This is a genomic window from Vampirovibrio chlorellavorus (assembly GCF_003149375.1).
Classification (GTDB): domain Bacteria; phylum Cyanobacteriota; class Vampirovibrionia; order Vampirovibrionales; family Vampirovibrionaceae; genus Vampirovibrio; species Vampirovibrio chlorellavorus_B.
In genome coordinates this window covers 192878-207169 of the sequence record NZ_QFWH01000002.1, presented here as the reverse complement: position 1 = coordinate 207169, position 14292 = coordinate 192878, and the positions used below count along the sequence as shown (strand labels likewise).

The 14292-nt window shown below is 55.3% G+C and carries 11 protein-coding genes; 5 read left to right on the top strand and 6 right to left on the bottom strand.

Annotation, left to right across the window (positions count from 1 at the left end; translation table 11 throughout):
- Positions 1 to 154: 154 nt before the first annotated feature.
- Both DF283_RS03285 and DF283_RS03280 read right to left on the bottom strand, forming a co-directional pair.
- Entirely contained in the window at positions 155 to 2368 is a 2214-nt protein-coding gene (locus DF283_RS03285) for a cellulose biosynthesis cyclic di-GMP-binding regulatory protein BcsB (RefSeq protein WP_303673281.1), read from the bottom strand.
- Positions 2369 to 2422: 54 nt separating this feature from the next.
- Complete coding sequence (locus DF283_RS03280; protein WP_303673280.1) at positions 2423 to 4618, bottom strand: cellulose biosynthesis cyclic di-GMP-binding regulatory protein BcsB; 2196 nt, start codon at positions 4616 to 4618, stop codon at positions 2423 to 2425.
- Positions 4619 to 4851: 233 nt separating this feature from the next.
- Between DF283_RS03280 and DF283_RS03275 the strand changes: the two genes are divergently transcribed.
- Both DF283_RS03275 and DF283_RS03270 read left to right on the top strand, forming a co-directional pair.
- Entirely contained in the window at positions 4852 to 5400 is a 549-nt protein-coding gene (locus DF283_RS03275; RefSeq protein WP_303673279.1) for a DJ-1/PfpI family protein, read from the top strand.
- Positions 5401 to 5542: 142 nt separating this feature from the next.
- The gene (locus DF283_RS03270) at positions 5543 to 5788 is read left to right on the top strand and encodes a hypothetical protein (RefSeq protein WP_303673278.1); all 246 of its coding nucleotides are present in this window, start codon (positions 5543 to 5545) and stop codon (positions 5786 to 5788) included.
- 91 nt (positions 5789 to 5879) lie between these two features.
- On the opposite strand, the gene tyrS is transcribed toward DF283_RS03270, so the two are convergent.
- The 4 genes from tyrS to DF283_RS03250 all read right to left on the bottom strand — a co-directional run bounded on the left by tyrS (position 5880) and on the right by DF283_RS03250 (position 10001).
- Positions 5880 to 7139, bottom strand: a complete 1260-nt coding sequence (tyrS, locus tag DF283_RS03265; protein WP_303673277.1) for a tyrosine--tRNA ligase — start codon at positions 7137 to 7139, stop codon at positions 5880 to 5882.
- A gap of 193 nt (positions 7140 to 7332) precedes the next feature.
- Positions 7333 to 7554: a hypothetical protein gene (locus tag DF283_RS03260; RefSeq protein WP_303673276.1), complete on the bottom strand. Its 222-nt coding sequence runs from the start codon at positions 7552 to 7554 to the stop codon at positions 7333 to 7335.
- 6 nt (positions 7555 to 7560) lie between these two features.
- Entirely contained in the window at positions 7561 to 9465 is a 1905-nt protein-coding gene (gene glmS / locus DF283_RS03255) for a glutamine--fructose-6-phosphate transaminase (isomerizing) (protein WP_303673275.1), read from the bottom strand.
- 242 nt (positions 9466 to 9707) lie between these two features.
- Positions 9708 to 10001 (bottom strand): hypothetical protein, encoded by a 294-nt coding sequence (locus tag DF283_RS03250; protein WP_303673274.1) that lies wholly within the window; start codon positions 9999 to 10001, stop codon positions 9708 to 9710.
- A gap of 530 nt (positions 10002 to 10531) precedes the next feature.
- Between DF283_RS03250 and mnmL the strand changes: the two genes are divergently transcribed.
- The 3 genes from mnmL (at position 10532) to DF283_RS03235 (ending at position 14263) form a co-directional block, all read left to right on the top strand.
- Positions 10532 to 11473: a tRNA modification radical SAM protein MnmL/YtqA gene (mnmL, locus tag DF283_RS03245; RefSeq protein WP_303673273.1), complete on the top strand. Its 942-nt coding sequence runs from the start codon at positions 10532 to 10534 to the stop codon at positions 11471 to 11473.
- A 585-nt stretch (positions 11474 to 12058) separates the two neighbouring features.
- Positions 12059 to 13048 (top strand): sigma-70 family RNA polymerase sigma factor, encoded by a 990-nt coding sequence (locus DF283_RS03240; RefSeq protein WP_303673272.1) that lies wholly within the window; start codon positions 12059 to 12061, stop codon positions 13046 to 13048.
- Between the two features lie 105 nt (positions 13049 to 13153).
- The gene (locus DF283_RS03235; protein ID WP_303673271.1) at positions 13154 to 14263 is read left to right on the top strand and encodes a 30S ribosomal protein S1; all 1110 of its coding nucleotides are present in this window, start codon (positions 13154 to 13156) and stop codon (positions 14261 to 14263) included.
- Positions 14264 to 14292 lie beyond the last annotated feature (29 nt).

Genomic DNA, 14292 nt, shown 5'->3' with positions numbered 1-14292 from the left:
GCGTTTAAAAATCTTTCATGAACAAGATATCTTACCTTTAAAAAAATGGGGTATTAAGGCTTACAGCAAGGGGAGGTCTGGAGGGGGGCAGGGCGTGCCCTGGACTCTGTCCCCCTTCCAGTGGGGTACAAGGGGCAAAGCCCCTTGAAAAGCTCTATCGTCCAAACAGGAAGCGCAGCACAGAGATTACACCCATCAAGCTGAAGAAGCCGATGGCAATCCAGCCCCAGGTGGGCATCTGGAAGCCGCCCCGCTGCGCTTGCGGGTAGAAAAAGCGCGCCTCTCCCTTGCTCAGTAAAATGGCGCTTTGGGGGCCGTTGTCGTTGACCACGGTCAGGTTTCCCTGATTAATGCCCTTAAACCAGGCATCGTTGGCAAACAACTGGGCATCCCGCACCAGGGCCGTGTCATTCTCCCCGGTAACCAGCAAAACCACCCGGGCGTCATTCCAGGGGGAGAGCATTTCTTCCACAATGCCCTGACCCGGGGCATAGTTCAGTTGGGCCACTTTGGTTTTCTGGTCTTCCTGCAAGGTGTTCCAGGTACCTTCGGTCAGCAGGGCCGTTTTGTCTTTCAACTCGGTAAACAACTTGTTTTGGCTGTGCTGACCGATGATGACCAGATGACGATCTTTTTTAATGTCATCCGGCAGTTTGGAGGCGTGATAGGCTGCCAGCTCGATGCCTTTGCGAGAGGCCGACTCCCGCCCCATGCGGGTGGCAAACTGCAGCATGGTTTCCAGATCAGTTCGGTTAATGGTATCCGGCAACACAATGGCCGTTCGTGACATATCCTGATAGGCCGTAAATGGATAGCCGCCATCGTTGATCAGGCCCACATCCGGCAAGGGGGCTTTGATTTCCCCGGGGAATTCGACGTAAGAGGTATTATGCACCGTGCCCCAAATATGCACATCCGTCACAAAGCGACACAAGTCGTACTTTTCCGGGTACAGGTGAAAGCGATATTCCAGATCGTTGAAGGTGTGGAACTCCTCGGTGGGAATTTCCACGGTTAAATCGGCCAGACTTTTGCCGTTTTTGTCATCCAGCGGCACACTTTTAATGGCCTTGCCGTTCAACAGCACTTCCAGCTTGGACTGGGTGGCATCCAACTGCGAGGCGTAGCTGTACATGGTGTGCAGCTTCACTTTTTGCCGACCGGGCAGGTAAATATCGGGCATCAGCTTCAGCTGATAAAAAATGGGCAGGGCCGTAATGCCCCGAGAGGTCTGGGTTTTGAGGCCCAGATTGTCAAAATTATCGCCGGATTGCAAGATAAAGCCGTCCCAGGCCCGATGCGGATAATCGGCCCCTTTCTGGTAGTCTTTCACAATGGCGGAGCGCCCCACCAGCACTTTATTCAGGCTCCCCTGAGCCAGCACATGGGCCGCTTTTTTCACCCCGGCGGGGCCATTGCCGCTCACAATCAGCACCGCCCGGGTGGGATTGTAGGGGTTGGGCACCAGTTGCAGCACCCCGTAATCATCGGGCAGGGTGGTGCCGCTTTTATCGGAGAACCGCCCGTCGGACAGGGGCAAATCCAGGCCACTGGCCACCGAGCCAATGGCGCTGTTCTCCTGCGGCGTACCCACCAGAATGACATTCTGGTTCGACTGCAAGGCGCTTTCATCCCCCATGGAGGGCTTGAGGTCCCGCCATTTAGCCTGTTGCCCCAGATGGGCCGCCACCACCCCGAAGGCTTCCAGCGCTTCATCGGAGGGGGCGTTGGGCAGCACATAGGTAACCCTGGTAGGGGTGTAGTTATTCAAGGGATCCAGTAAAGGGAAAGGATACTGGGCCAGATCCGGGTGTACCCGCTCCCAACTGTAATTGAGGGTCAGGGCGCTGTCCGGTAAAATTTCCGTCCACAGTTCCTCGCTAAAGGGATCTTCGCACTTGTAGGTGTAGTGCTGATCCACCTGAAACGACAGCATGTTGTTGTCTTTCAGCAGCTCCGGGGGTACCGAAATATTCACCGTGGTGGGGGTCACATTGTTTTTCCCCAGCGGAATGGATTTCAGGATGCGATTGTTCACCAGCACGTTCAGGCTGGAGCGCTCCGGCAGCAGGTTGCTGCCATGCTGAAAGGTCAGGTGAATATTGGAGGAGGGCAGCACTTTCCAGCCCTTGGGTCGGGTAAAGGGATAATCCCGCTGGGTGCGCACCGTTTTGAGTCGATAGCCTTGCGGATCGCCCAGTTCCTTCATGCCAATGCGCAGGGAGGAGCCCGCCGCGGGCTTGGCCGCCGGGGCCGGGGCTACCGACTGGGCTTGCGACACGGGCAGCAGGCTGAGAGACGGGGCCAGAATTAGCCCCAACAGGGTCACCAGTGTGGTCCATTGCATCAGGTTGGGTTTACGATTCATCCCGTGGGTTCCTTATGGCTCAAAGCGTTTTAAATCTTGTTTAACCGGTTAGCCCTAGCGCCTGAACAGGGCTCGAACCAGCATGGGCAGAATAATCAGTACCAAAAAGGCGCCCAGCAAGCCCCAAATAATGACACTCCAGGAAAGCCCTTTCACCCAGCTCAAGGCGGCATCCCACCAATTGCCGGTTACGGCGTTTTTTTCCTCGATATGGAAGCGGGTTTCTGTAATGGGGTTGAGCTGGCTTTGCAAGGTAGACGCCTGTTGCACAAAGCCGCTGGCCAGTGTCTCAAACTGCTCGTCCGACTCAAACAGCTCACCCAGGGCCAAAAACCCGGCGGGTTTGCTGGCCGTAAACACGCTGGCCACCCGATCCGGGGCCAAGGCGTATTGTTCCAGATAGGCCCCCTGCCCCAACTCGGCGGTCTCCCCGCTGATGGTGCCTCCGTTGGGGTCAGCCAGCTTCAGCACCTGCATCAGGGAACTGCCGGACAACTGCCACACCAGCTTGGCCCCGGCGGGCAAGGCGGCCGCATCGGTGGATTCCCGGAAAATAGCCAGATTCCGGTCACCGGGCAGACTGGCGAAGCCTTTGCTCAGGGACAGGCGCAAGTCCGTATCGGCCAGGGTAGAGCGCCCCAAACGGGTGGTAAAGCCCAGCAGGGTATCCAGCACGGCGGCACTGGGCGAAGCGGGCACGGCCAGATGAACGCCTTCCAGATTGTCCGCTTTGGAATACGGGTACATGGTGCTGTTCAGCAAGCCCGCATCCGGCAAATACGACCCCGGCGCCCCTTCCACCCGGAACTGGGAATCATCCAGAATCTTGCCCCAGGCGTTGTCCTCGTAATTGTCCACGCACCAGCCGTACTTGTCCGGCATCAGGTGGAACTGGGCCACCAACTCGTTGCGCGGGTGAATCAATTCGCTGGCCACCGGAATGCTGGCCCGCAACAGTTGCTCCCCAGCCGGGTTGGTCAGGGGCAAATTGGCAATAGACACATCGTTCAGGCGCAGCTCCAGCGAGGAGAATTCCGGGTTGAGCTGGGGGCTGTAGCTGTAGTTGAGATCCAGCCACAATTTACCGCCGCTCTTGTGAAACTTACTGACCACCGGCACTTTGTAGGTAATGGGCGGGGCGTTGATTTTATGCACTTCCTGAATGTCAAAGCCCAACTCCCGGAAGGTGCGGGACTGCCCTTCCACAAAGCGAGGCACCTTGGCCGTGCGGGTGCCGGGGGGATTCCAGCCACTGGGGACTTCCGCCGCACCACCAGCCAACATGGAAGCCTTCGGGCGCAAGGTTAAGGCTTCCGCAGCCTTAAGTACCGCTTCATCAGTGTTGCCAGTGACCACCAACACGGTTTGAGACTGGGAGCCAGGGGCCTGAAAAAACAAGACCAATCCCTGATCCGGGCCTAAAGACTGACCGGACTGCTTATTGACCCATTGTCCCCCTTGCAGGGCATAATTACCCACCGCCCCGGCCACAGACTGTACGCCAGACAAGTGCGAGGCGGTGCCAATCCAGACGGCATGCTCATCAGGGGCCGCCGAGGAACGTCCAAACACCACCCGACTCTTCAGCTCATGGTCCTGAGCCTGCTGGGCCAAATGCACATTGACCAGGGCCAGGGCCTGCAATTCTTTATCTGAGGCCGATTGATCCACCACATACTGCACCCGGGCCGGACTGTAGGTCAACTCATCGATGATGGGGTAGGGGAAAGCGCCGAGATCCACCTTGGGCACCACCGGCTGATAGTCAAACACAATGCGGGTGGCAGGCAGAATTTGCGTCCACAGGGACTTATCCAGCGGATCTTCACAATGATCGGTGTAATGCTGCTGCACCCGAAAATTGAGCGTATTAAAGTCCTGCAACAGGCCCACCGGCAGGGGAATGGTCATCTTGGTGCCTTCGGCGTTTTGTGGGGTCAGCGGAATGTGCTTGATCACCTTGTCATTGACCATGACCTGCAACCAGGAGCGATGGGGCTGCAATTCGATGGAATGCTGGAACTCCAGGTAAACCGCACTTTTAGGAGAGACCTGCCAAGTTTTGGGCTTGGTAAATTTGGCCTGATACTGAGAACTGACCGTGGGCAGCAGGATGACATCGTTGACTTTCAGGCGCTTGAGCGGCACCACTTCCGTAGCGGCCAAGGTGGGCATGCTATTCGGGCCAAGCCCCAGGCTGATGGCCAACAGAAAACCGGCCCACGTGCGCTTCAAAACCGCTTTACTCACCGTTACTCCTTGAGTTTAAAGAAGTTGTCCCAATACATCACTCAAAACTGGATATGGTTCTGATTATAATATGCCACCGGGGTTTGTGGGGCCGATTTCGGATCCGGCTCCTACAAAACGTCTGCTTTGGCCCCAGTACCGAAATCCCCGAACGGGCCCTTTCCGCAACGTGGCATCTTTGCTTAAATAAGGGCTCAAGAGACTACGTTCCCCGATCAATGGAGATACAGGCCATGGCCCAAAAGATTTTGATGCTGATTGCCCCCGACCAATTTCGGGATGAGGAGTTACTAGTCCCCCGAAAAATCCTGACCGAAGCAGGCTGGAGCGTGGAGACAGCCAGCACCCGCACGGGCACGGCCACGGGCATGCTGGGAGCCACCGAAGTGATCCACTTTGACCTGACCCACGCTCAGGATCAGGCTCAAAAACAGGCCTATGAGGCCGTCATCGTGGTGGGTGGCATGGGTTCCCCCGAGTATTTGTGGGAGAACGCCCCAGTGCATCAACTGCTGCAAACCCTCAACCAGCAACACCGGCTGATTGCGGCCATTTGCCTGTCCGGGGCGGTATTGGCCAAAGCCGGATTGCTGAACGGCAAACAGGCCACCGTGTGGGAGAGCCCGGACGCTCTGGCAGTCTTTAAATCGCATCAGGTGACTTATACAGGCGATCCCGTGACTGTGGATGGTCGCTTTGTGACCGCCAATGGCCCCGAGGCGGCTGAGGCCTTTGCCCAGGCCATTCTCACCCAGTTGAAGACCTTAACCCCCAGCGCGTAAGGTCATTTCAATCAATACAAGCCAAGCCGCCTTACCTCTTTATAAAAGCCCCTGAGCAACTTTTCGGGTTCAGGGGCTTTAATTTGCTAGATTCATAGTAAAAAACAGATCCATTTCCCCAGAGATTTAGAGGTACCCGACCGTGGCCATTTCCATTCACGAACTCCGCAAACCCAACGCCTCAGAGAACCCCTGGCAAAGCGCCCCTGTGTTTTCCAGCGCAGCCAACACCAGTCCCTTTCATGTGGCATCCGTAGCTCCAACAGCCTTCAGTTGGCAAGCGCAAGCCCCGAAACAGGCACAAGCAGCTTGTACCCTGCCAACGAATGGCACCCCCCGCTCCAGAGGCATCCTGAAGTTCGTCAACTACCTGTACGATCGGCAGTAAACAACCGATTCAGGAGTGTACAAAACCGGGCAAGCAAACAGCAATTCACAGCGGATTGTTGGCTTCTCAGGGTTGTTGTTATTGCGGTTGGCTACTGAAAATTCAGGCGGATGAACTTACGCTTGCCCACCTGCAAGACCACGGACTGACCAGTGGCATAGGCAATCTGGGCGTCTACATCCGCCACCTTTTCACCATCCAGCTTCACGCCGCCCCCCTGAATGAGCCGCCGAGCCTCGTTCCGGCTGGGGGCCAACTGCTGATCGGTCAACAAGGCGGTTAACCCATAGGGAGTCTCCGCCGACAGCGCCAATTCCGGCATGTCTTCGGGGATATCGCGCTTTTGAAACTTGGTAATAAAGGCCTGCTCGGCAGCGGCAGCCGCTTCCGGGCCATGATACTGACCCACCAGATGCTTGGCCAGATACATTTTAATGTCCCGGGGGTTCAACACCCCATCTTTAAACTGCTGGGCCTGTTCTTCCAGTTGTTGCTCGTTCAACAAGTCCAGCAACAACTCGTAGCGGGGCAGCAAGGCATCGGGGATGGACATTAGTTTGCCGTAAAAATCCTCGGGAACATCGGTCAGGTTGATGCAATGCTCGGGATAGGACTTGGACATCTTGACCTTGCCGTCGGTGCCTTCCAGCAGGGGCATCAGCAGCACCATTTGCGGATCTCGCTCCCGTCCGTAGGCCAATTGCAGCTCTCGGCCCATCAGGTTGTTAAAGCGCTGATCCGTACCGCCCAGCTCAATGTCGGCATCCACCACCACGGAATCATAGCCTTGCATCAGGGGGTAAAACAGCTCGTGCAGGGAAATGGGGCGGTTCTCTTTCAGGCGGTTGGCAAAGTCTTCCCGGGCGATGATTTGAGCCACGGTGGTTTTGGCGGCCAGCTTCAAAAAGTCTTCCAGTTTCATGCCGCTAAGCCACTCACTGTTGCGCACCACCTGGGCCTTGCGCACATCAATGACTTTTCCGGCCTGATCCAGATAGGTTTGAGCGTTGACCTGCACTTCCGCATCGGTCAGCGGCGGGCGAGTGGCGCTTCGCCCGGAGGGATCGCCAATCATGGCCGTGGCATCCCCGATAATTAAAATAGCCTGATGGCCCAAGTCCTGAAAGGCCCGCAGCTTGCGCAACACCACAGTGTGGCCCAAATGCAGATCGGGGCGGGTGGGATCCAGGCCCAGTTTTACTTTTAAGGGCGTGGCCGTATCCGCGGCCTTTTGCAGCTTGCGGGCCAATTCCATGACCCCGCCCGGCAACAGTTCTCCGCCACGGCAAAGGGTTTGGGCCTGCTCTAGAAAAATCTGGTTGATCTCAATCGGGGAAGAAGTCGTTGTCATAAGATGATGGTACCACGTTTCAAAAAAGGGGCTAGAAAGAAGAGAGACTGGAAAGTAGAGGATATCACTAGAAACCAGAGGAGCCAGAAAAAAGGGCGCACCAAGGGAAAGCGGAACAACGGGCCGCATCACGCTGGAGCGGGTGCGCCATAGACAGGGCAATACGATAACAAAAAAAGCGCCAACGTGCCCGCTAGTTTTTCAGGTAAGCCCCTTCGCACCAAAAGGGCTGCATCGGATCGGCCAAATCCACCCGCACCACCGCCCAGCGCAGCAAGCGGGCAGGGGTTTCCAACTGGTGCAGCAAACGCTCTTCCAGCACCGCCAAGGGCTCCGCTTCCTGGAGCAGGCTGGACCACCCTTCCAGGCGAATCTGAAAGCTCTCCACAGTAGCGTGGGCATGGGTCAGTGGCACCGTTGCTTACTCCACCGTTACGCTTTTGGCCAGATTGCGGGGCTGATCCACGTCCTTGCCTAAAAATTCAGCCATGTAATAGGCCAATAATTGCAGGGGAATGGTGGTCAGCATGGGCGAAAAATGCTCTGCCGACTCTGGAATCTCCAGAATGTCCTCAAAGGTATCCCGCAATTCATTGGGAATGGGCGTGTTGGTAATACCAATCAGCCTAGCCTCACGGGCCTTGGCCTCCTGACAGTTGGAAATCATCTTCTCAAACACCGGGCCTTTGGTCAGCACGGAGACCACCGGGACATTGCTGTCCAGCATGGCGATGGGGCCGTGCTTCAGTTCGCTGCCGGAGTATCCTTCCGCATGGATGTAGCTGATTTCCTTCAGCTTCAGGGCACCTTCCAGCGCCACCGGGAAGTTGACCCCCCGGGCAATGAACAGGACATCCCGGGCCTGACCGTATTTGCGGGCCAGCACTTGCAGCGGCTCAGTATTGTGCAGCACGCTTTCAATGCGGGCGGGCATTTTCAGCAGTTCGGATTTAAGCGACTCCAATTGCTCTGGGGACAGGGTCTGCCGTTTTTCCGCCAAGGACAAGCCCAACAGGTACAAGGCGGTAATTTGGGCGGTAAAGCTCTTGGTGGCGGCCACGCTGACTTCCACCCCGGCCCGCACGGGCATTACAAAATCCGCCTCCCGGGCCATGCTGGAGTCTTCCCGGTTGGTGAGTGTGAGGACTTTGGCCCCTTTTTGATGTGACAAGCGCAAGGCAGCCAAGGTATCAGCGGTTTCGCCCGACTGAGACATGGTAATGACCAAATCCCGATCGCTGATAAACGGGTTGCGGTAGCGGAATTCGCCAGCGGCTTCCACTTCCACCGGCAACTGCACCAGTTCCTCAATAAAGTATTTACCCACCAGCCCGGCGTTATAAGAAGTGCCGCAGCCGATGATCACAATGCGGTTGATGGCGCTCAAATGCTTATCGAAACGCTGCTCCTGCTCGGGGGTATCCCCCAGAATCCAGATGGGCTGGTGTACACTTTGCAGTCGCCCGGTCAGGGAGTTGCGCACCACATCGGGCTGCTCGTAAATCTCCTTGAGCATGAAGTGCTTGTAGCCTTTTTTATCAATGGTCAAGGGATCGGTGCTGATGGTTTCAATGACCGGCTCCACCTGCTCACCCTGCAGGTTCATAATGCGCAAGCCCGCTGGGGAAATCTCCACAATCTCGCCGTCTTTCAGGTAAATCAGGCGGTTGGTATGGTTGACAATGGCCACGGCGTCGCTGGCCACGATGTACTCATCGTTTCCGTGCTGGTCTTTGCCCACACCCACCACCAGGGGAGCCTGATGCCGGGCGGCATACAGGTGGTTGGGGAATTTTTTGGAGATTACGGTCAGCGCATAGGCCCCTTGCAGTTTCTGCAAGGCCTTTAAAATCACCTTGGAGAAATCCGTTTCCGTTTCCGCAATATGCTCCAGCAACTGCACCACGCTTTCGGTGTCCGTTTCGGAAACAAACTGATGACCCTTGGCCTGCAACTCCTGACGCAGCTCGTAGAAGTTCTCAATGATGCCGTTATGCACCAGGGCGATTTCCTGTCGGGAGCCGGTGTGAGGGTGGGCGTTCACGTTGGTGGCCGCCCCATGAGTCGCCCAGCGAATGTGGCCAATGCCAATGTTGCGATGCCCGTTCACCACTTCCGCAGGCAGGGTGGGCAGGCGCAATTCGTTGGGCAAAATGCCTTCCAGATTCAGCAACTTGCCGGAGGCCTTGTAAACGTGCAACAGGCTCTCATCGTCCAGATAAGCCACCCCGGCGGAATCGTAGCCTCGATATTCCAACGTGCGTAAACTGTCTACAATCAAGGGAACCGGAGATTTTTGGCCCAAATAGCCGACGATGCCACACATTGCGCTGAGTCCTCAGGGTTGTTCGGGAAGCTGAAACGGAGTATCAAGTAGAATCAAAATGAGTCATCAAACAAAATATCACGCGGCGGTCGTCTGGAATGCCAGAGACACCCACCCCGCGCATCCTGCTTGATTGAACTTGATCATTGCCGAAAACCCTCCCTTGCGCAAGAGGCAGCGGACAAAATCAGCGGCCTCACTTTCCCAAGCTCAACCGATGCGCCCCTTATGGAGTCAGACGACTACAGCACCGTAAATGCGGCCCGCACCGCCTGCTCATTTTCAGTCACCAGATACAAGGAGTCCCCTTCTTCCAGAAAAACGGCCTCCAGCTCCACAATGGCCCGCCCGTTGCGGGTCACGCACACCACCCGGGTATTCTCCGGCAAGGGCACGTTGTCCAGCAGCAAGCCCTTGGCAAAGGACACTTTGGAGATCTTTACCTCCACCAGAAACAGGCCATGCCGCTTCAAAATGGTGACATTGTTGAGATCCCGAGGCGTAAGGCCGTTGTTATTTTTCAGAATGGTTGTCATGCCCTCTTTTCCTTTCCCGTTTTCAAGTCCCTAACTTATAACGGTTCACCGCAGTTGGATGTCCCGCAATTGATTGTCTCTGTAAAAGCCCACTGAATGGGTCAAAGCCCCTCTGGTCAGAATACCCACCTTTTTTCTACCCACCGCTTTCACCGGTTCAATTTAGTGACCCGTGTCGCGGTTCCTGTTTTGAGTGTAGCGGCGCTCTGATGCAAGCGGACACTCAACACCTGTGAATCTAGCAAAAGCAAAAACACTTGAAAAGAGATGTGTCTGAAACACGAAGGTCAAATGCCACAAAAACCGGCGTCAGCGAGCATCACTCTTCGCACAATCGCTCTTCGCACAATTGATGCAATGGCCCTGTTTTCATTTAGCTTAACAGGCAACACATGCTGCCACCGGCCAACCGCTGTCCTTAACAAAAGCCCAAAGCATTTGCGAAGCCCCTGCCACTTTTGTAGGATACGGTCAGGTTTCCTATACTTGGCCCACCAATTACCCAATCAATCGCCTGAGCGCCCGCTGTCATGACGACCACCGAAACCCAAAAACCATACCGCCCCTACAGCGCCTACCTGAAAGAAAAGCTGGGGTATAAAACCTACAAGCTGACCCTGGACGCTGGCTTTACCTGCCCCAACCGGGATGGCACCAAGGCATACGGCGGCTGCACGTTTTGCGATCAGACCGGCTCTTCCTCCCGGGCCCAGGACCGACGGGACAGCATTACAGAACAGCTGCTGAAAAACATGGAGAAGCAGCGCAAACGCTTCAAGGCCGATAAATTTATCGCCTACTTCCAGAGCTTCACCAACACGTACGACTCGGTTTGTCGCCTGAAAGCGCTGTACGACGAAGCCTGTGCAGCGCACGAGGATATTATCGGGCTGGCCATTTCCACCCGCCCCGACTGCGTGGACGAAGAAAAAATCGCCCTGATTGCCAGCTATAAGGAACGCATGCAATACGTCTCCGTGGAGTACGGCCTGCAAACCATCCACAATCGCACGCTGGACTTGCTGAACCGGGCGGAAACCTTTGAGGACTTTTTAACCGCCTATGAGCTGACCCGCCAGTACGAGCTGGATCACTGTATCCACGTGATTCTGGATTTGCCAGGCGAAAGCTGGGAAGATCAGATGCAAACCGCCGACAAGCTGGCGGAACTACGGGTGAACGGGGTGAAAATCCACTTGCTCTGCGCCATGGAGAAAACCCCGCTGGCCGCTCAATACCTGCGGGGCGAATGGAACCCGCTGGATCAGGAGGCCTATGTCTCCCTGATTTGCGACTTTATCGAGCGGCTGCATCCTGAATGTGTCATTCACCGGGTGGCCGGAAATGGGCATCATCAGCACGTGGTGGCCCCGTTATGGCTACAACGCAAACTGGAGCTGATGAACGAGATCGACGCGGAGTTCGCCCGACGCGGCACCCGACAAGGCGCCAAGTGCAGGGTATTGCGCTAACTCTCGGCGGGCATTTACCCAATCGCACCACTCTTCAAGCCTTTTGTAAAGAAAAATTACAAAAAGGCAATTTCAGGATTGAAAAGTATATACAAGTGGAATAACATTTAAATATACAAACGCCCCCCTACCGGAAATAAACAGCCCGCACCCCATTGCAAGAAGCCCCGCAGAACGCAAACAGCACCGGTAAACACAGGGAAACAGACAGAATCCGGGACAATGATTCAGTTCTCAGGTTGTTGATCCATTGCCGATTGGCCTCCCGGTTTGACGCACTACCCAAAGCAACCCGTATTTTGCTGCCGATGGCTGAGCATTCAGCCTGTGGTCGCAGTCAACACGTCCTGTTCTCCGCGAACAGGAAGCGCCCGTTTTTAAACCTAACTCTCGCACTCCTCTCAAAACTACATGCTAGAAGGGAAAGCCTTGCCATTTGACAAGGCTCTTTTTTTTACCGCCCCAAACGGCGACCACCCCGGATTGTTACCATCCGATAATCTCCCCGAACCCGACCCCATATCAAACCGCAAGTTGAAATCCCGCTTTGAGCCATCCCACACGAAAACACAGGAGGGTGAACCTATGGCAAACCCGGTCAATGCTTTCGTTCCTCTGCACAGCGATTTGGAAGATGACGACATGAGCCTGGCGCTGAGCGAAAATGACGCCAATAATGCCTTAGAAGCCAGCGACAGGCCCTACGGAATACAGGAATCCGGAGAAGACACCACCGCCTGGTACCTTCGCCACATGACCCAGCAATCCAGCCTGCTGAACAAGACCGAAGAGTTAGAACTGGCCAAGCGCGTCTCCCAGGGGGACAAGTTAGCCAAGCAAAAACTGGCCCAGGCCAACCTGCGGCTGGTCATCAGCATCGCCAAACGCTACGGAGGCCGTGGCGTCAGTTTTATGGATCTGGTGCAGGAAGGAAATTTAGGGCTGATGAAGGCCATTGAAAAATTCAACTACCGCTTGGGATACCGATTTTCCACCTATGCCACCTGGTGGATCAAGCAATCGGTGTTCAAGGCCTTTTCCGAGCAGGATCGCCCCATCCGCCTGCCAGGACACGTTATGGACAGCGTCATCAAACTGCGCCAAGCCAGGCAAACCCTGAAGGACAAGCTGGATCGCCCGGCTACGGATGCTGAACTGGCCGCCCATCTGGGTGTTTCCCTGCGGAAAATCCAGCAGCTCACCCGGGCCTCTGGCCGCATGATGAGCCTGGAATCCGAGTTAACCTTGAAGGACGGCAACACCCAACCGTTGGGCGAAACCATTGAGGATGATCGCTGGCCTGAACCGGAACAAAAATTGCACCGAGATAAATCTTTACAATTATTGAGAATGGCCTTGCACAGTCACCTGGATGACCGAGAACGTGATATCTTATTTAAACGTTTTGGCATCGAAGCCAGTCAGAAAACCACCCTCCTCAAGACGCCCGAACGCCTGACCCTTGAGGAAATAGGACGCCATTATGGGGTAACCCGGGAGTGTATTCGTCAAACGGAATTGCGAGCGATTCGCAAACTTCGTTCGTCGTCATTTTTACAACAATTAATCGATTAGACAGTTCGGTTTCCCGTGATATTATTGATATAATTCATTGGTTGGGCTATGCTCTGCTATAGTCCAGCCCTTCTATTTTTGTTTCTGTTGGAGGTATCTCACCCTATGTCCCCCCGTAAAATCAATCCCTCCCTTGGGGATGAGGAAATGCAGACGCCTGAAAAACTTGAGTTTGAAAAGTTACTGCAGCAATATGACTATGCCTTTAAGCGCGGTGAGATCGTTCGGGGGACGATTATCGCCTTGGAATCCAGCGGCGCCCTGGTTGATATTGGTGCAAAAACCGCTGCGTTCCTGCCGAATAAAGAAGTTGCCTCGCCTTATGCCACTGCCCAATCCGTGGTAAAACCGGGCGAAGATTTTGATTTTTACATCCTCTTTGAGGAAGACGAAGACGGTCAGCTGACCCTGTCCCTGCGTCGGGTACAAACCGCCCAAAACTGGAACACCCTGGAAGAGTTGATGAACAACGACACCGTGGTGCAGTGCAAAGTCACCGCCGTGGTCAAGGGTGGTTTACTGGTCGATGTGATGGGCCTGCGTGGCTTCATTCCTTCCAGCCACCTGCGGGTTCGTCAGCAACTGGAAGAATTAGTGGGCAACGAGTTGCCCGCGAAAATTATCAACCTGGATCGTCAACGCAACAACATCATCCTGTCTCACCGCAAGATGATGGCCGAGCAAATGGCCGAGCAGCGCAAGGACCTGTTCTCCAAGCTGCATGAAGGCGCTTTGGTGCAGGGCGAAGTGGTCCGCCTTACCGACTTCGGCGCATTCGTCGATTTGGGTGGTGTGGATGGCTTGCTGCCCCTGTCTCAAATGTCCTGGCGCTGGGTGGAGCATCCCTCCGACATCCTCAGCATCGGCGACAAGATTCAGGTGGAAGTCATTGGCATCGATCATGACAAGCAACGGGTCAGCCTCTCCATCAAAGGCCAGCATGCCGATCCCTGGAACGAAGTCACCAAGGAACTGGGCATGGGCGATGAAGTGGAAGGCACCATTACCCGCATGAAGCACTTCGGCGCTTTCGTGGAAGTGTATCCCGGTGTGGAAGCCCTGTTGCCCAGCAAAGACATTGCCGAATACGAGCATCGCAACAACGTGAAGCTGGATGTGGGTCAAACCATTAAAACCTACATCATCAAATTCAGCCCGGACGAGCGGCGTATCAGCTTGAGCTTCCACGCTCCGGCCACTGCCAACGCAGAATAAGCGCTGACATCAGCTCAAAACTTAAAAGC